The organism is Anthropogastromicrobium aceti, assembly GCF_020687335.1.
In the GTDB taxonomy this organism is placed as follows: Bacteria; Bacillota; Clostridia; order Lachnospirales; family Lachnospiraceae; genus Anthropogastromicrobium; species Anthropogastromicrobium aceti.
Genome location: NZ_JAJEQN010000035.1, coordinates 1 through 18,558, shown reverse-complemented (window position 1 = coordinate 18,558; position 18,558 = coordinate 1). Strand labels below are relative to the sequence as shown.

Annotated in this window: 13 protein-coding genes; 1 reads left to right on the top strand and 12 read right to left on the bottom strand. The window is 42.6% G+C overall.

The genetic code is table 11. From position 1 onward, the window contains the following. Positions 1–344 precede the first annotated feature (344 nt). The 5 genes from LKD48_RS12410 to LKD48_RS12390 form a co-directional block, all read right to left on the bottom strand. Positions 345–1,388 carry a LacI family DNA-binding transcriptional regulator gene (locus LKD48_RS12410; RefSeq protein ID WP_308732144.1) on the bottom strand — a complete coding sequence of 348 codons (1,044 nt, stop codon included), beginning with the start codon at positions 1,386–1,388 and terminating at the stop codon, positions 345–347. 441 nt (positions 1,389–1,829) lie between these two features. Beyond that, positions 1,830–2,582, bottom strand: a complete 753-nt coding sequence (gene pflA / locus LKD48_RS12405) for a pyruvate formate-lyase-activating protein (protein WP_118612648.1) — start codon at positions 2,580–2,582, stop codon at positions 1,830–1,832. A gap of 176 nt (positions 2,583–2,758) precedes the next feature. Continuing rightward, on the bottom strand, positions 2,759–5,002 hold the full coding sequence (gene pflB, locus LKD48_RS12400; RefSeq protein WP_308732143.1) for a formate C-acetyltransferase: 2,244 nt from the start codon (positions 5,000–5,002) through the stop codon (positions 2,759–2,761). A gap of 250 nt (positions 5,003–5,252) precedes the next feature. Continuing rightward, entirely contained in the window at positions 5,253–6,500 is a 1,248-nt protein-coding gene (gene fliB / locus LKD48_RS12395; protein ID WP_308732142.1) for a flagellin lysine-N-methylase, read from the bottom strand. An 85-nt stretch (positions 6,501–6,585) separates the two neighbouring features. Beyond that, positions 6,586–8,196 (bottom strand): xylulokinase, encoded by a 1,611-nt coding sequence (locus LKD48_RS12390; protein ID WP_262536075.1) that lies wholly within the window; start codon positions 8,194–8,196, stop codon positions 6,586–6,588. Between the two features lie 248 nt (positions 8,197–8,444). Between LKD48_RS12390 and LKD48_RS12385 the strand changes: the two genes are divergently transcribed. Further along, positions 8,445–9,092: a cupin domain-containing protein gene (locus tag LKD48_RS12385; RefSeq protein ID WP_308732141.1), complete on the top strand. Its 648-nt coding sequence runs from the start codon at positions 8,445–8,447 to the stop codon at positions 9,090–9,092. 86 nt (positions 9,093–9,178) lie between these two features. Here the strand turns inward: LKD48_RS12385 and LKD48_RS12380 are convergent, their stop codons facing one another. From LKD48_RS12380 to LKD48_RS12350, 7 genes are all read right to left on the bottom strand, one after another. Further along, complete coding sequence (locus tag LKD48_RS12380) at positions 9,179–9,472, bottom strand: type II toxin-antitoxin system RelE/ParE family toxin (protein WP_066560704.1); 294 nt, start codon at positions 9,470–9,472, stop codon at positions 9,179–9,181. Further along, positions 9,472–9,852, bottom strand: coding sequence for an AbrB/MazE/SpoVT family DNA-binding domain-containing protein (locus LKD48_RS12375; protein WP_066560706.1), 381 nt, complete (start codon positions 9,850–9,852; stop codon positions 9,472–9,474). The genes LKD48_RS12380 and LKD48_RS12375 overlap by 1 nt, the downstream gene beginning before the upstream one ends. Positions 9,853–10,137: 285 nt before the next feature. After that, the gene (locus LKD48_RS12370; protein WP_308732140.1) at positions 10,138–11,424 is read right to left on the bottom strand and encodes an MATE family efflux transporter; all 1,287 of its coding nucleotides are present in this window, start codon (positions 11,422–11,424) and stop codon (positions 10,138–10,140) included. Between the two features lie 232 nt (positions 11,425–11,656). Continuing rightward, entirely contained in the window at positions 11,657–14,110 is a 2,454-nt protein-coding gene (locus LKD48_RS12365; protein ID WP_308732139.1) for a rhamnogalacturonan lyase, read from the bottom strand. A 62-nt stretch (positions 14,111–14,172) separates the two neighbouring features. Next, on the bottom strand, positions 14,173–14,967 hold the full coding sequence (locus tag LKD48_RS12360) for a rhamnogalacturonan acetylesterase (protein ID WP_308732138.1): 795 nt from the start codon (positions 14,965–14,967) through the stop codon (positions 14,173–14,175). 31 nt (positions 14,968–14,998) lie between these two features. Then, positions 14,999–15,583 (bottom strand): nitroreductase family protein, encoded by a 585-nt coding sequence (locus LKD48_RS12355; protein ID WP_066560716.1) that lies wholly within the window; start codon positions 15,581–15,583, stop codon positions 14,999–15,001. 15 nt (positions 15,584–15,598) lie between these two features. Next, positions 15,599–18,283, bottom strand: coding sequence for an exo-rhamnogalacturonan lyase family protein (locus tag LKD48_RS12350; protein WP_308732137.1), 2,685 nt, complete (start codon positions 18,281–18,283; stop codon positions 15,599–15,601). Positions 18,284–18,558: the final 275 nt, after the last annotated feature.

Genomic DNA, 18,558 nt, shown 5'->3' with positions numbered 1-18,558 from the left:
GACGCATTCGTGAAACCGCTTTCATCTTTCTCATAAAAAAATAAATTCATGACACATTATGTATATTTTCTATCAGAAAGGTGAGGTTTCATTCGTGCATTTCAACTATCCTTGCTGAAACCCTTTTCATAGCTTTATTATATATTTTTTATCTGATATGTCAACATATTTTTGCGCATTCTAACATCTTTGTAATAACTCACTAATATACAAGCCTTTTTATTGTGCATGTTTTACAATTAAAATAGGAGTGAACATATGTCACTCCTTGATTTCTTGTTATACTAGCTTGTTTTGCCTATTTTCTGTCCTACTTTGGCCTTATGAAACCACTTTCATATTCCTCAAAGATTTTCTTCAGGCACATGTGTGCAGGAATCTCTTACACTAATACCAACCGGAACCATATAGTCCTCAGGGCATGTCTCGTTCTCTGATGCACGGATTGCTGCCTCTACAAGATGCTTTGCAAACTCTGTATAGTTGGCTCCTACTGATGTCAATGCTGGTGTCAATGCACCTGACAGGTACGTATTATCAAATGCTACTACTGAGATATCCTGCGGAACACGAAGTCCTTCATCGTGAATTGCCCTAAGTACACCTGCTGCCGTAAAATCGTTGATTGCCACTATTGCTGTTGGTCGATCTGGATTTTTTAAAAGCTTTTTCGTACAGTTGTAACCGCTGTCATTAGAATAATCAATGGAATCAAATACGTAATCTTCACGATATACAATTCCTCTTTGCCTAAGCATTGTGCGATATCGCATACGCTTTTCCAGTGTAGACTTCGCATCCTTTCGTCCGCCAATTGTTGCAATCTTTTCATGACCAAGACTAAATAAATAGTCCATCGCCAGATCCATGCTGCCGCCCTCATCAAGATGTATCTTACAATTTCTCACACCTACAGGACGATTTGTTGCTATAATCGGTGTGCTTTCCAAGATATGATTAAGCTGTTCTACATATTCTTCATCTACCGCAATTCTGTCTATTACACCGCCAACTACGATAATTGCATCCACCTGCTGCTCATACAACTTCATTAACTGCTTTTTTTCAAGCTCTGGATCACCCAACGACGTAAGCATCAACAGCAGATAGCCTGCTTTATCTGCTGCTTTTTCACATTCTGTCGCTACCGCTGAATAGAATGGGCTATAAATATCAGCAATCATTAGACCAATCGACCTTGTTTTTGAGTTACTAAGACCTTGTGCCAGCGCATTTGGTGTGTATCCATATTTTTGTATCACGCTTTGTACTTTTTCACGCTTTTCTTTACTGACTCTGGCGTTATTGGTCAGCACGCGCGAAACTGTTGCCGGGGATACACCAGCCTCTTTTGCGATTGTATAAATATTCGCACGCTCTTTTGCCATAAATGTACCATGCCTTTCTGTCACCCGCTGTGCAATTTTTATTCAAGCTGTCCTTTGCAAGCGGTTTCAAACCTCTTTTCTTTAACTATACATGATATTTTTTTCTTTGGCAATGGGAAATTTTCCTATTTTCAAGGAAATTTGTACTCTAACAGTTCACGCGTCATGCTAGCTGTCTCAGTAAACTGAGACGACAAATTTCATGCTTGCATAGAAATTTGACAGATCAGCAGGACGAAGTGGACGCCCGTTCATGAACAAAACAAAGTTGCGCGCAAACTTGTTTGCTGTTAGCAACGGCGCACGGAACGTGCGGTTTTGCGAATGGGCGTCCAGTGAACTGTAAAAGCCCTTCGGTGCAGTGATTTCGTCATCGGACCAAATAATAGCAAAAACCACTGGAGATCATTCCCCAATGGTTTTTATACAAATTTATGGCTTTTATGCGTTCTTGTAGCGATTGTACTCGTCTACGCAAAGAATCTTTCTTGCCAGTTCGACTTCTTCCTTGGTTGGAGTCGGTACACCTTCAAGACCATACTTGATTCCAAGCTCTTTCCATTTGAATACTCCGAGTGTATGGTATGGAAGTACATCGATACGATATACATTATTTAAGGTGCTGATGAACTCATGAAGTTTTGTCAGTGACTCTTCGTCGCTGTTGATGCCTGGTACAAGCACGTGACGGATCCAGATTGGCTTATTGATATCGGAAAGATATCTTGCCATATCAAGGATATTCTCGTTTGTCTTGCCAGTCAACGCCTTGTGCTTTTCTGGATCAATATGCTTTAAATCAAAGAGAAGCACATCGGTATTTGTCATCAGTTGCTCTAACTGTCCGAAGAATGGCTCTTCTCTCGTAAATGGCTCTCCTGCAGTGTCGATACATGTATTGATCTTTAACTTCTTTGCCTTTGCAAACAGATCGTTCATGAACTCCATCTGTAAAAGTGGCTCTCCTCCACTTACAGTGATGCCGCCCTTGTCGCCCCAATAATTTCTATAACGAACTGCCTTTTCTAAAATTTCGTCAGCTGTTAAAAGCTGTACGTCTTTCTTTGCCCATGTATCTGGATTGTGGCAATATTTACAGCGCAAATTGCAGCCATTTAAAAATACGAGATAACGAACTCCTGGTCCGTCTGCAGAACCAAAAGATTCCAAAGAATGAACAACGCCTTGAATCATAATATTTTTTTCCTTTCTTGTCTTGTTTTATAAATCACATTTACTATCATTTTCGTTTGTAGTAAAACAGGCGGGAGTGCCAAAGCACCCTCCGCCTGTATTAGTTTTATAAATTTACAGCAAATCTATTCTGATTTGTTCAGATCGAAATCAATCGAGTCTGTCACTACTCCTAATTACAGGAAGGAATGGCAAGTTCTCTTGATAACGTCGTCCTGCTGCTCCTTGGTCAGATCGATGAACTTAACTGCATAACCAGATACACGGATTGTGAAGTTAGCATACTCTGGCTTCTCCGGATGTGCCTGGCAATCCAGAAGCTTCTCAACACCAAATACGTTTACGTTCAGGTGATGAGCACCATTTGCAAAGTAGCCATCCATAGCCTGTACAAGGTTGTTTACGCGCTCTTCATCAGTGTTTCCAAGTGCACTCGGGTTGATGGTCTGGGTATTGGAAATACCATCCAGAGCCCACTCGTATGGCAGCTTAGCAACAGAGTTCAGAGATGCAAGCAGACCGTTCTTCTCAGCGCCGTAAGACGGGTTAGCACCTGGAGACAGTGGCTCACCAGCTGGACGACCATCCGGAAGAGCACCAGTAGCCTTACCATAAACTACGTTAGAAGTAATGGTCAGGATAGAGGTTGTCGGCTCAGAGTTACGATAGGTGTGACGCTTCTTGATCTTGGTCAGGAACTGTCTTAACAGCTCTACAGCGATGTCATCTGCACGATCATCATCGTTACCGTAGCGTGGGAAGTCTCCCTCGATCTCATAATCAACAACCAGACCGTCCTCATCACGTACAGTCTTAACCTTTGCGTACTTAATAGCACTTAAGGAGTCAACTGTGTGAGAGAATCCTGCGATACCAGTAGCGAATGTACGACGTACATCAGTATCGATCAGAGCCATCTCAGCTGCCTCATAGTAGTACTTGTCATGCATATACTGGATCAGGTTCAGAGTATTTACATACATTCCTGCCAGCCAATCCATCATAACGTCATACTTCTTAACAACTTCATCATAATCCAGATACTCGGAAGTGATCGGCTTGTATGCCGGACCTACCTGAGCCTTTGTCTTCTCATCAACACCACCGTTGATAGCGTAAAGCAGACACTTAGCCAGGTTTGCACGAGCGCCGAAGAACTGCATTTCCTTACCAGTCTGTGTAGCGGATACACAGCAGCAGATGGAGTAGTCATCGCCCCATACAACACGCATAACATCATCATTCTCATACTGGATAGAAGATGTCTTAATGGAAACCTCTGCAGCATACTTACGGAAGTACTCTGGCAGGTTCTTGGAATACAGAACAGTCATGTTCGGTTCCGGAGCCGGTCCCATAGTCTCCAGTGTGTGCAGGATACGATAATCGTTCTTAGTAACCATGGAACGTCCGTCTACGCCAAGACCAGCGATAGCCAGAGTAGCCCATACCGGGTCACCAGAGAACAGCTCGTTGTAAGACTGAATACGAGCGAACTTAACCATACGCAGCTTCATTACGAAGTGGTCAATGATCTCCTGAGCCTGAGTCTCGTTGATAACGCCATTATCAAGGTCTCTCTGCATATAAATATCAATGAAAGTGGATACACGTCCGATGGACATTGCAGCACCGTTCTGAGTCTTGATAGCTGCTAAGTATCCGAAGTACAGCCACTGAACTGCTTCCTGAGCGGTCTTAGCCGGCTCGGAAATATCGAAGCCATAGCTTGCAGCCATAACCTTCATATCCTTCAGTGCTCTGATCTGATCAGCCAGCTCTTCTCTCTGACGGATTACATCATCAGTCATAGTACCATCGCCGCAGTTAGCCAGATCCTTCTGCTTCTCAGCAACAAGGAAGTCAATTCCGTACAGCGCGATACGACGATAGTCGCCTACGATACGGCCACGGCCGTAGGTATCCGGCAGACCAGTAATGATCTTGTTCTTACGTGCAGCACGAATCTCTGGTGTATATGCATCAAATACGCCCTGATTGTGGGTCTTGTGATATACAGTGAAGATCTTGTGCAGCTCTGGGCTTGGAGTATATCCGTACATCTCGCAGGACTCCTCTGCCATTCTGATACCGCCGTAAGGCATGAATGCTCTCTTTAAAGGCTTATCAGTCTGAAGACCTACAACCTTCTCAAGATCCTTATCCAGGTATCCCGGGCCATGGGATGTGATGCTGGAAACGATATCGGTATCCATATCCAGTACGCCGCCCTTTGCTCTAGCCTGCTTATTTAACTCCTGCAGCTCTCCCCAAAGCTTATCTGTAGCCTCAGTAGCATCTGCAAGGAAGGATGCATCTCCATCATATGGAGTATAGTTGTTCTGAATGAAATCGCGGGTGTTAACTTCCTCTTTCCAGAGTCTGCCCTTAAAACCAGCCCATGCTTCAAACTGTTTCATGATAAAAAAACCTCCTTTAAAATTGTTGCTGACACCCCCGGTCAGGGGCCCTATCATGTGCCGCATCACCCGAAACCGAATTAATGTTTTTTATTTCTTCGATTCCCGGCGATGCTGCACATCCACCTGTCGCCGTTTGTGTCTTAACCTTTGGTCTGACATTATAATAGCATATCCCCTAAAATCTTACAAGCAGACAAATGCATTTCTTTGCACTTTTTTCAATACATCGGGGGTGCAGCCCGGTAGGTTATGAATGCGGCGAAGCGAAGTGTTTGTCGGCAAAAAGATGGCATAGATTGAAAATACTATTAAGTAAATCCTCGTATTGCTCGGTGCAGCACTTTTCGAAGCGTTCCATATTTTCTGGGCAGTATTCGATTTCTTTTGAGAAGCGCCGTACTAATTCAATGCGATCTTGCTGTGTATAAACACCATTTTCCTGAAAACACTGTAAGTCCATAAGAAATAGTAGGCAAATGGAGGCAGCCGCAAACAGAATTTTTGCTTCAATCTGACCATCAAATAAAATCTCTGGATAATAGCGATAGACTAAGTACACTGCAATATGCTCATACTCGTATAAGCGGTTCTCGCCCTTCAAAAATTTAAGGAATGCGTTTGTGTTATTTATATCCACTAATTTGTCAATATTCTGCTCTAGCTCTTTCATCATAGACGGCCATGTTTCGTCAAGTGATTCCATTCCGCCAAAAAAGCGAATCAAAAATAATGCACTGCTTTTTAGTGTATTCGTGCTTGGCTTTGCATTATAGTCTAATTTCGGAATAGATTCTGGATCGTCCCACTCCAAGATTGGAACTGTCAGAAGCAACATTTCATCTGCGTATGGCAGCTGCAAAAGCAGTCTCTTTAGGCGTGCGCCGATATTTTTTTTACGGTTTTGTAGAATTGTGAAGATTGCTTTTCGTTCTTCAAGCATCTGCTCACATTCTTCTGATTCGTCGTCTAATAGGTCAGAAGCATCTGTATATTCATCCTCATCACTGTAGTCTTGTTCTTCATCTGCAGTTGGACAGACATCCTCTGTGTCATTCCACATTTCTTCAGCTAATTCTTCATCCTGCGTAACTTCTTCCACAAATGTAAGCGGCTTACTGTCAGAAAATAAAAGTCTCTCTGCCTCTTCACAGCATAGTCCCAGACCTACTTCCGTGTAATCGCCAAACCAATTATAAAACCTTGGATGCTCACGGCAGATATCGCAAAGTCTGTCTTCTCCCAGATTGATAAAAATATCGCATAAATTTTCTTTATTTAAAAATGGACAGCGATTGTTTTTTAATTTAAAGAAATATTCTCCCGGTTCGCTGCCAATCTCGCGGCGCAAGCGATCTCCAAATGCACCTTTTTCTGCAAGATACCCTTGCGCTGTTGTCTCATCAACTTCGATTTCCCATCCGGCACAGCAGGTATCTGTACAGGCCGAACCAATACACTTAAATTGATCAAAAAATGATGGTTTGTGGTATTTCATGCCGAACTCCTTTTACTATAAAATAGTTTGCACTTAATTTAAAAATGGTCCGCAACCAAATGTCGGATACGGACCATACTATCTATTACAGTGGCAAACTCTCTACAGCTGCGCGCTCTACCGGCAGACACTCCTTATATCTCTGAATGAACGCATCAAATCCAGCTACATCTTCTGCATTTGGCTCCATGCGAACACCAGTCTCACCGTGGAATACTTCTTCTGAAAGGAACGCATCTAATGGCTGGTTTTCTTTCTTATTAAGCATATAGGAAGCAAGCAGTGCAATTCCCCATGCACCACCTTCTCCTGCTGTCTCCATCAATGATACAGGTGCATTGATTGCTGCTGCCATTATACGCTGTCCAACACCCTTTGTCTTGAACAGACCGCCATGACCGTAGATATTGTCAAGCTTTACGCCCTCTTCCTTAAACAGAATATCAAGACCTACCTTTAATGCGCCAAGAGAGGTGTACAGATGAGTTCTCATGAAGTTTGCAAGTGTAAACTTGCTGTCTGGTGTACGCACAAACAGCGGACGGCCCTCTTCAAAGCCTGTGATGCTTTCTCCTGAGAAATAATTATATGCCATCAGACCGCCGCAGTCAACATCGCCCTCAAGTGCCTTATTATACAGTACTGAGAAGAGCTGATTCATATCAACCGGAACACCAAGCGCCTGCTGAAACTCCTTAAAGATTCCTACCCATGCATTCAGGTCAGAGGTACAGTTATTGCAGTGAGCCATTGCTACCGGAAGACCATCTGGTGTTGTTACCATATCGATTTCCTCGTGAACCTTCTTTAATGTCTCGTTCTCGTCCATGACAACCATTGCAAATACAGATGTTCCTGCTGATACATTTCCTGTATGTACAGTTACACTATTTGTTGCTACCATACCAGTTCCGGCATCACCTTCCGGCGGACACATTGGAATACCAGCTTCAAGCTCACCGCTTGGATCTAAGAGCTTTGCACCCTCTTGTGTCAAATTACCGGCTGGCTCTCCTGCTACAAGTACCTGCGGTAAAATGTCACGCAGCTTCCAGGAATATCCCTTCGGTGCAATGAGCTTATCAAAGGTTTCAACCATGTTCTGATCGTAATCCTTTGTCTTGCTGTCAATAGGGAACATACCAGATGCCTCTCCGACGCCAAGCACTCTCTTTCCAGTTAACTTCCAGTGAACATAACCTGCCAGTGTGGACAGATAGTCAATGCGTGGAAGATGCTCCTCACCATTTAAAATTGCCTGATACAGATGAGCAATGCTCCAACGCTGCGGAATATTAAATGAAAATGCAGCTGTCAGCTGTTTTGCTGCCTGCTCAGTAATTGTATTTCTCCAGGTACGGAACGGAACCATCAGTGTTCCTTCCTTATCAAATACCATGTAGCCGTGCATCATTGCTGAAAATCCTATTGCACCAATTTTTTTCAGGCTGGCACCGCACTGTGACTTAACGTCTGCTGCCAGCTTTGCATATGCATCCTGCAATCCACTCCAGATATCCTCAAGAGTATACGTCCAGATTCCGTTCTCCAGACGATTTTCCCAGTCATGTGCTCCCTGTGCGATTGGAGTATTCTCCTCATTTGTCAGCACTGCCTTGATTCTTGTTGAGCCAAACTCAATACCAAGAATGGTCTTTCCAGCCTCTACGGCCTCTCTCATTTTTACTGAATCCATAATAGACCTCATTTCTGCGTTTAGTACGCTTTTCAGAAAGTACAGCTTTCTGTTTTTTCAAGATTTTTACTGCTTGTCTAGTATACCATACCGCTGACAGAAATACAACTTTGACTTTTACTTATGATTTGACATAATATCGCTTACTGAGTAAAACACTTGCAACCTACCATACTTATAGAGTACAATAGTGAATAGTGTAAATTTATGATTATGTTAAATAGCGGCTAGAAGGGAGATTTGTTTTTATGGCTGGCGTATTTACAGTGGAACAACTGCGTCCGATCAAGGACGGAATGACCATCTCTCGCGATGCAAAGATGGGACAGACAACTGCGGTTACATTCTTTTCTCTTGGCAAGGATACGTCCATCAGTCAGGAGCGCTATGATGTAACTTCCATTTACATTGGTGCAAAAGGAACTGCCGATTTTCTTATTGGAGATCAGGCAAAAAAGGAGCCGGTATCAGACGGTGACTGTCTTATCATTCCAGGCGGCACCCTCTGCGGTGTTGAAACTGCTACTGGAACCGTTTACACAGAAATTATTATTAAGAAGGAGACAAACATGAACAGTATTGTAAAATCTGGAGAAGTAATGAAGCTGAAGGATTTAATTTCTTATGAGGAAGGAAGTATTGCAAATCTTGACGTTGTAAGCAACAGCACCATGAAGTTTGTGCTGATGGCATTCGACGAGGGAACTGGCCTGACACCACATCGTGCACCAGGCAACGCAATTATCTTCGCACTCGAAGGAAAGGCTACTATCGGTTATGAGGGCAAGGATTACACGCTGTCCGCAGGTGAAAACTTCCGTTTCGATAAGAACGGTCTGCACAGCGTTACCGCTCAGGGCAAGTTTAAGATGGCTCTGCTGCTCGTACTGGAATAATTGTTTTTATCGTCTACGGTATAAAAAAACCTCCCGGAAGAAATTTTCTTCCGAGAGGTTTTTTGCTGTCAAATCTACTTATATCTCTATCCTTTTATGTAGCGCTTCAACTGATCATAAAAATTTTCTCTTGTTCCTGCCATAACTACAACTACCAGTTCTTCCCCAACTCGTTCAATCGTATATGCCAATTCATAATTTGTCTTATTATAATAAATGTCATATCCATAAAATCCACTCAGATCGCCGGTTTTCGCCTCTCCTATTGTATAGTCATTGCAGATTTTATCAATTGCTTCCCGATACAACGTTTTTAATTTTTTATCCTTCAGCTTTTTGATATATTTTGCTGCTGGAGGTTCAAATCGTACTGACAGCATTACTCATCCTCCGATCCGAAAACATCTTCATACGTTTCAAATGGCGCATTTCCATTTGCGATTTCTTCCGCATTATGAAGCATAGCTTCCGCAGCTGGCCTAATTTGAGCTTGACGTTCTTTAAATTTAGAGAGTAACGCTTCCCCCGATAGTCCCTCATCAATTAACTCTGCAAGAATCTGTTCTGCAAATTCACCACCAGAAACAGTTTTCACCGGACGAATTATAAGTTCATTCCCATGAACAATACATTCCGCTTCGTTTCCAAATCCTAATGTCTGATAAAATTTTTGTGGAATTGTAATCTGTCTCTTTGAAGATATACTAAGAACTTTTCTATCCACTTTTCTACTTCCTCTTTCCAATACAGCTGTAGGCATATGTTACCTCCTTACTATTCTATACAAAAATATGGCCATCTATTCCTTTTTTGCTTGGTTGCTTGGTTTCTTTGTTTCTTGATTATTATTATACCTATTTTTTTTGCAAAGTCAAGAAGAACGCCTCTCAAAAGATATACTCTTCCGAGAGACGTTCTTTCTTAGTGAAACCCTAGGTGAATGTGCTTTATGAGACGGGCGGTTTTGCGAAGGGCGTCCCGTGAACCCAAAAAGTCACTTCACCGAATGCCCCTTCGGAAAACTTCCGGGTAGATACAATAGCTGCTAGCGTGTATAGCCCTTATATATCCATGTTAGTATCAAGTATTCCAAAAACATTATCGCATATATCCCTGATAATTTCCATAATGTACCGCATATAAGCACTCCAACACTTGTTGCAATCGTTCCGGCTGCAACACAATAAAAAACTAATTTCTCATATCCAATTCCTTGAAGGTAACTCATGTAAATTTGATACGGAACTTTAATCAACTGTATTGCAAATAAAAATATTAATAATTTTTTCGCTTGCTGTATTATATTCGTATCTGAAATAATACATCTTAGCATTTGCTCCTTCCCTATCCAACAACAAATACATACTATCCCTATTACGAGGAACGCCATGCCTGCGCCAGTTTTTAAATATTCTTTTGCCTCATCTTTATTTCCTGATGCTCTTTTTTGCAGCGCATAGGTTTGAGCTGCTATTGCATACGCATAAACAGGAAGTCCAACAATACCGCCCACAGTTCCTAAAAGACTGTATACAGCCATTTGATCTGTTCCCATTCGCGATACTATCCCAGATACTACAAAAACCAAAATCGTATTTTCTAAAAATTCTTGCCCCAAAAAAGATGGATACAACCGAAACATTTGCTTTATTGTATTTTTTTCAATCATTCTTTTCGCTATCACCGGCGAATGTTTCCGCCAATATGGAATTTGATATATGAAAAGGCCAACAAATAAGCCAATTACACTTCCCCACGCTGCGCCAGCTGTTCCAAGTTGTGGCAATCCAAAGCAACCAAATACCAGAGAATAATCAAAAAATAAATTAACTATCGTAGAAACAATTGTACTATACAGTGTGATTTTTGTATTGAAACAATTTCGATAATATGCAGAATATTGAAAAATAAGCATATTTTGAACTACTGTAAATGCCGCTGGATAAAAATAAGAAAGCATTTCTATCAAATCATTCCCTGTAATTCCATACACTTGTCGAAAAAATAATTTTCCGCCAAGACAACCTATAATAAAGAACAGAAAACCAATTAGCAATGTCAGCATTTTATTAATAGCAAATACGCTTTCAAAGCCAGCTTCATCCTTTTTTCCTTTTCTTTCAGCCGCGATAATATTGAATACAGTTGACATTATACCAAACGCTCCTGTAACTGCATAAATCATAGACGACGCAATCCCTACCAATGCAAAACTCTGACTAGAATAATGTCCTACAATCGCTTGATCAAGGATCTCAAATATGCTGTTCAATAAATAATTTAATAGAATCGGATAAACCAGTCTATTGATATCTTTTACTTTATATTTCAAATTTCTTTTCTCCTTCTATATAGTTACGAATCAATGTATATTAAAGGAGAATATGTGATTCAGCCTATTCTCCCAATAGGCTGAAAGCATACGCATAGCTCATAAAAATCCCTCTTTCCAAATTATACTAATATCGCCGACAAACGCTTCACCGAGTGGCCCCTTCAAAAAACTTCCGGGGAACCACTCTCGCCTTTCAAAAAACCTCCGAGTAGCCACTTCCTTCGTAAAACTACCGGGTAGTCACCGTCGATGCCAGCGCTGGCAGCACATATTTCCACTCCATATCGCTTGCCAGATAAAACTTTGTATAGCACGGCTGGTTGTAGCAGTTATTCTGCCATGCCACGCCGACGCGGTACTGAATGTCATGAAGAAGCGTAAACAATTTATGTGCGGACAGATCGGTGTTTGTGTAGATTCGCACTGCACTGCTGTCTTCGAGGCGAAGAATAATCTCGTCACGATAATCGCCGAAAATATCAGCGACAAGGCAAGGATTTCCTTTTGTGCCATTGTTTGTGAGCGTTCCATGCGGGTCAAGCATAATGCCATGTGTGTTATCGTTAATGATACCGGTCTGCTTTTTGCGCTCCATATAGTCAACACCGTCAATGATCTGCGTTGTCATATCAGAAGCCCAGTGGATATTCGCGTTTGTTCCAAGACGCTTTACGTCAAGCTTGTTTCCGTTGCAGTCAAAGGTGTCCTTTACCCACACCTGAAGACCTCGCACACCCGGTACGACATCTCCTATCATGCAGCGTCCAAGATCTTCTTCTGCATATTCACCAAAGAATACTTTTCCAGTAAGTGCATCGCGAAGCGCAAATCCATACGGTGCTGCCTTTGCACCTTCGAACACATTAAAGATCTGGTATCCCGGCAAATCTGGATTGATTCTTGCGACATGCATTGCATCACCGTGACCAAGCTTTGCAAGACGTCCATCTGGCAGATGATCATAGCTTGAATATAAAAGACTGCCATCATGGTCAATCACAGCTGCACCATAGATAATCTCCTGGCAGCCGTCACCATCCACATCTGCTACTGAAAGGCTGTGATCTCCCTGTCCTGCAAACTTTCCATAAACAGGATCTAAGCCCTCTTTTTCGTGTGCATTGTCATTAAATGGATTGCTCATTGGCACATGACCAGAATCTGCCATGAATCGTTTTGCAAAGTGACCATCCTTAAAATCATAAGCTGTCACAGTACTTCTTGTGTAGTAGCCTCTGCATATGATTACGGACGGATGCTCGCCATCTAAGTATGCAACGCCAGATAAGAAACGATCTACACGGTTGCACGGTTCAATTCTTCTCATTGCATAGTCGCCCCACATCAGGCCATCATCGCCTCTTGGCACTGGAAAATCAATTGTCTCAAGCTCTTTTCCATCACCGCCAAACATAGTAAGATATTCTGGACCATCATAGATAAAGCCCTCAAATGCTTCAAGATGATTCTTATCGCTTCTTGACGGTGCAAATTCATATATAAAGTAAGAAACAAGCTCTTTTGCATCCTCGCGGCTAAGCGGATAATGATACTTAACAGGAATACCAAAACACTCCTCAAGTGTCGCAGGCCAACGTCCAGATACAACCTCCGGGTGACTGCTCCAGCCCATAAACATCTCTACAAGATGCTCTTTATAATCGGCTGCTGTACACACATAATTGTCCTGATTTGTCACGCCATTTTTTACATCGCGCTCAGGAAGAGTAATGTGCTCCTCTGTCGCTGTGCCATCTGCTGCAAAACGAGTCACTTTTGTACCTGGTGCCGTCTTTACGCACATTTCTGCCTTGCCGTCACCGTCAAAATCATACACCATAAATTGCGTATAGTGCGCTCCTGAGCGGATATTTGGTCCCATATCGACACGCCATAAAAGTGTGCCGTCCAGTCGATAGCAGTCAATGTAGCAATTTCCGGTATAACCGCGATGAGAAACATCATGTGCATTTGACGGATCCCACTTTACGATATACTCTAACTCGCCGTCTCCGTCTACATCACCTATACTCATATCATTTGCGCTGTAAGTGTATGGCTGACCCTCTGGATACATCTCGCCCTTCGGGGAACGGCCATCAGCCGGCTTATTCATTGGAATATCAATATAATTGTTTTCCCATACAAGAACTTTCTTACAGCGTTCTCCCTCTTTGCCGTCAATAATTGGTGCAACACTATATGTATCCTGCAATGTTCCATCTGTATCAATATAGTTAGTGCTGTCTGTAACGACTGCAATTTTATTTTCACCGCGGTATACGACATAATCAGCACCCGTAAGTCCTGTATCGCAGTAGCCGCGCACCTCGTCAATAAACATACGCCAGCCCACATATACACCTTTGTCTGTCTTAACAGCAACAAGACCTCTGTTTAATTTTTCAAGCTGCTCATGAAAAACTGCCTTAAGAGGTGTCTCAACAAGATTGCTCATCTCATACTCAGTTCCATCCTTTACAGCTGCTACCTTTAAATAATGCGGCACATGCGTTGCCTTCTTTAAGACAAAGCTGCACTCTTTTGTATCGCCTACAAGCTGATACTTCATTGTCAAAATGTCTTTATCGGCCCAGTAAACATGATACTTTTCGGCGCCCTCTGCCGGTTCCCATGCAATTTCTACGTGGTCATTCCAGACCTGCTTTACTGTCGCGTTCATAGTTGTCTCCTTTTTCTTATTCGGGCGAGCAACCCATTTTGTCACTTCGCCCTTCGCAAAACTTATGCCAACTCTGCTTTCACCTTATCCAGCTTGTCATCACGATCATATGAACGAATCAATCCTGCAAGAAGTCCTGCAAATGCCTTTGCACCTGCCTGCTGTAAATGTGCATTGTCCTGCTTTCCATCTGGATAGCCCTCGTATGCACCTTTTTCTAACCACATGAACAGCTTTTTTGAGCCCTCATCGCCCACAGTATTCAGATAATCATCGGTTGCTTTTCCCAGATCAATCACAGGAATATCATACTTATCCCCAATCTCAAGCATCTTATCACGATACTCTGGAAAGCTTACGCTAAACTTGCCATCCGGCGTATCATCACAATCTCTCATTGCGATTGCTGTCACAAGAACTGGCTGTGCGCCGCGCTCCTTTGCTGCATTTATATAGCGAAGCAGATATTCCTCATACTGCTCTGGCGTAACATAACGCTCCTCTTTTTCCTTGTTTGCATCGTTATGTGCAAACTGCATGAACAGATAATCACCTGACTTGATCGCCTTTTTTAAATCATCAAGGCGACCCTCATCGAAGTAGCTTCTGCTGCTTCTTCCTGCCATTGCACGGTTATCAATAAACATGCCATCTGTCTCATAAATAATCGACTGGTCAAAATCAGAATCACTCTTTTTGCCATAGCCCATCCAGTCACAGCCATCCTGATTCATCTTTTGTTCTGTCTCTTTAAAATAGGTATGCAGCATCTGACCCCAGCCAGTAATCGGCTTTACAGGTGTCTTATAGCTTTGTACGGTAGAATCTCCTGCTAAGTAAATTGTAAATTTTTTCATTTTTGCGCTCCATTTTTCAAAAATTTCTAAGTTACAGTTCCTTTACAATCACATCCTTCAGGCTTCTCTTCGGAACATAATGAACCTGATTTTCGTCACGATAATATTTGATATCGTCGTCTTTTACCTCAACCATCTTTACTTCTTCAACTGGAACGCCAAGTGCGATTACCATTGAAATTGCATACTTCTCTGGATCTAATCCAAAGATTTCCATAAGCTCGGTGCGCTTGATATTCATTAACATGCAGCCGCCGTAGCCCATATCTCTTGCGCCAAGGAAAATGGTCTGTGCCACGATTCCTTCGTCAACGGTCTGATTCTTCTGAAGGCTCAAATCACGCAAAATCAAAATATAGCCTGTCGGACGCTCTCCCTCTACCGGGCCGTCCCAGTCACTTAAATAGCCTGCCCATGCCAGATTTTTGTAAATCTCTGCATTCATCTTCTCATCTGCGCAAAGTGCAAAGCGGATATACTGACGATTTCCACCGCATGGTGTGATGCGGCCTAACTCAGCTAACTCCTCAAGTTCCTGCATAGTCATTTTTTTACTCTGGTCAAAGCGACGGTATGAACGTGCGCCAGCTACTAAATCGTGAAATTTCTGTGTCATAATTATTTTTCTCCTTTACGCTTTATGGAATCCACTTTCATCAAGCCCTGCCAAAAGCTTTTCTAACTCTTCCATTGTCTTTGGCAAATCCTCGCGAATATAGCGAAGTGCCGTGATTATATTTAAGCACCACTGTGAAGTGAAGTTTGTAGTAATCCATGGAATCTCATGAAGTACTTCTTTATTTCCTGCATCAAAGATGTCATGCGCCAAGAAGCCCTCTGTATTATTATGAGTGCAAAGTGCATGAAGAAGAATCTTCCATGTAGTCTGTGCCAGCCACTTATCGTGCAAACGAGCTGCTCCATATGCTGCAAGTCCCGATGCCATAAATGGAAGGCTAAACTCTCTGTTTCCGATAAGACCATTTGATTCTTCTAACTGCTTTTCCTTTGGCAGATAATAGAAACGGCCATGCTCTGCTAACATATCCTTCCATTCTTCATCGCCAAGCAAATCGGCAATCTCAATCCACACCTGAATAGCACCCATGCACACCTGCAGATGACTTCCTCCGTTTGTGCGCTCTCCGATGTAACGAAGATGGCTGTCCTTCGGATCATATTCAAAATCAGGGCCTGAGGTAAGGCGAAGCGGCAACGCCTTTAAATCATCAATACCGATCTGAATCTTATTTCTGTATGTGTCATCGTTAAATCGCTCCCACTGTGTCATCCAGTCAGAGCAAAAGCTTGACCAATCTGGTCCTGAACGCGCATGTGCCTGTGCATTCATCTTATCTTTGTCAAAGAAGAAACGAAGCGGATCTGTCGTAACAATTGCCTCATCAGCATCCTTTACATCCTCAAAGACATCACCAATACGCATATCACCTGTCAGGTAGTAATAGAAACGATGATGACCTGCCATTGCAATACGAGCCTCCTTGCATGAGCAGCCCCAGTGGCGCACGTTATGACGAGATCCAAGACCTTTAAGCGGACCAAAATGATAGATATCAACCTCAGAACAGTGACGGCTCATTGCCTCTGCCATTGTAAAAATATCTTCTCTTCCGCTTCTCATAAAGGCCAACCACAACCACAGCGTTGGAACAAGCTCTGTATTCTGCCATGCGTAGCCGCCCATATCATAGCGCCAGCTATGGCGGAATGGATCATAAGTATGCATGATATCTCCATAATTAAACATGCCGTACCAACTGCGCACCTCTACCTCATTTTTATAAAAATCAAATGCCTTATCAAGCTGTTCCTCTAAGAAGCGCTCTACCTGTGTTTTTTGGGATGGAAGACTCCACTCACCAAATGCCTGAAGCTTTTCATAAACAGACGGATCTGCTACATATACAGGCGGCTTTTGAACACTGTCTGAAAAGCGCTTTAATGCATCGCCATCAGATACTGCGTTATTAGAAAGCTCTATAGAGAAATTGTTAGTATTTCCAATACCGTAAGCAGATGCACCAACTACATCGAAGCCCTCATAATAGGTCTGAGAATAGCCCTGATCAGCATAATGGCGAAAATCCATCGCCTCAACCTGTGGGCACCACAGCCAGAAAATCACCTCTGCATTGTCCTGATCAAGATCACAAGCCTCAACTGCTGACGGATATTTCTGCCAGAAATCTTTTGAGGAAAGAGAAAAGCTTCCGCTCTCATCAGCAATATTTACGCTGCCCGGTGCTCTCATGCCATGAAGTCCCTCTATATAACAGCAGTCTGGATTTACAATCTTCTTTTTAATGGAAAAATGTGTTGCGCTGTCCTGGCAAAGCACGTAGCGGCTCCAGATAGGCATATGCTTAGATGCTTCTATTGCAGTTGCGGCAGCCTGATCATTATCTGCATCAAGATAAAGCATCTGTCCCTTTGTCTGTGCATCATAAATCTCTGGCGCTACTCTTGGACGCCAGCTAAGAAGCTCAGCCATCTCCTCATGAAAACTTCCATGATCAGTGCCAAAACGAATGTGACGGTTATACATTTCACCCTTCATTGGACGATGGAAACGCACACCAAGACCTTTTAAGAAATCCTTTTTCTCATCACCATCAAACAAAAATGTATGCTCAAAATCAATCTTTGGGCTGTTAAGATAAATAGTCTCTCGAATGACAAATGGCAGCACACGGCGATCATTTGCATGACTTACATGAGTTCCTCTTAAACAAAAGGTTACGCGAACTGGTCCCTGCTCCTCAATAGAAACAGACTCAATCTCTCCTGTGTACGGCACTGTTTTTTGAATCAATACACCGTCTTTCACACTTCTTTCTTCTAGCTGCAGCACCAGATCCGCATCCGTCACCTGAACACGTCCATCCACTGTTACATCGCAAAGAATCACATTTTTATTCTTTGGCACAGTCGCGTGAACACAGCCTGCGTCAACTATATACGCATCTTCCTCTTCTTTTACAAAAAGTGATGGCTCCATATCCTTTTTGCTGCTTACGTCTTCATTTACAGGAATAACCTCAAATGTTTCACCGTTTTTGCTGTCTGCGGTATGAGCTGTCCACTTTACTGAACCATCCGGCCAGTATGCTGTTATTCTTGACTGAGACGGCACTATTTTATTTTTTGTACTGTCTTTTGCGTACACATTAAAGGAAGCATCCTTAGATACAGCGCCTTTCTCCCACATGCAGCCCCATGTTGTATAGCCATACGCTTTTCTGTTTTCCATCAGATGAAGTGTCATTGACTGAACTGTCTGATCCTTCATTTCCATGTTTTTCATGTCCTCCACGTTATTTTGACCCGTTTCTCTTTCTTTTTCACACACCTCACATATGCTCTTTTTTAACAATTTGCATTTTGTAAGGCGTTTACTCACCAAAAAACAAAATAAGGGACACCCGGCTAAAACCAGGTGTCCCCAATACCGCTTTGGTATCACACCATTGACGGTTTTCTTATTTTAATTTTAATGATACCAGGGTCAAAAGGTCAGAAAGCCGATGCAAGCTTGCTTGCAAGAGGTTTTTTGAACTCTTGACCCGCCAA

Coding starts and splice junctions, on each gene's coding strand:
- pflB (WP_308732143.1), bottom strand. CDS start 5,002: ATGAAACAGTTTGAAGCATGGGCTGGTTTTAAGGGCAGACTCTGGAAA.
- LKD48_RS12390 (WP_262536075.1), bottom strand. CDS start 8,196: ATGGATTCAGTAAAAATGAGAGAGGCCGTAGAGGCTGGAAAGACCATT.
- LKD48_RS12365 (WP_308732139.1), bottom strand. CDS start 14,110: ATGAACGCGACAGTAAAGCAGGTCTGGAATGACCACGTAGAAATTGCA.
- LKD48_RS12410 (WP_308732144.1), bottom strand. CDS start 1,388: ATGGCAAAAGAGCGTGCGAATATTTATACAATCGCAAAAGAGGCTGGT.
- LKD48_RS12380 (WP_066560704.1), bottom strand. CDS start 9,472: ATGCTGTCAGTACGATTTGAACCTCCAGCAGCAAAATATATCAAAAAG.
- LKD48_RS12355 (WP_066560716.1), bottom strand. CDS start 15,583: ATGACACAGAAATTTCACGATTTAGTAGCTGGCGCACGTTCATACCGT.
- LKD48_RS12350 (WP_308732137.1), bottom strand. CDS start 18,283: ATGGAAATGAAGGATCAGACAGTTCAGTCAATGACACTTCATCTGATG.
- LKD48_RS12385 (WP_308732141.1), top strand. CDS start 8,445: ATGGCTGGCGTATTTACAGTGGAACAACTGCGTCCGATCAAGGACGGA.
- fliB (WP_308732142.1), bottom strand. CDS start 6,500: ATGAAATACCACAAACCATCATTTTTTGATCAATTTAAGTGTATTGGT.
- LKD48_RS12360 (WP_308732138.1), bottom strand. CDS start 14,967: ATGAAAAAATTTACAATTTACTTAGCAGGAGATTCTACCGTACAAAGC.
- LKD48_RS12375 (WP_066560706.1), bottom strand. CDS start 9,852: ATGCCTACAGCTGTATTGGAAAGAGGAAGTAGAAAAGTGGATAGAAAA.
- pflA (WP_118612648.1), bottom strand. CDS start 2,582: ATGATTCAAGGCGTTGTTCATTCTTTGGAATCTTTTGGTTCTGCAGAC.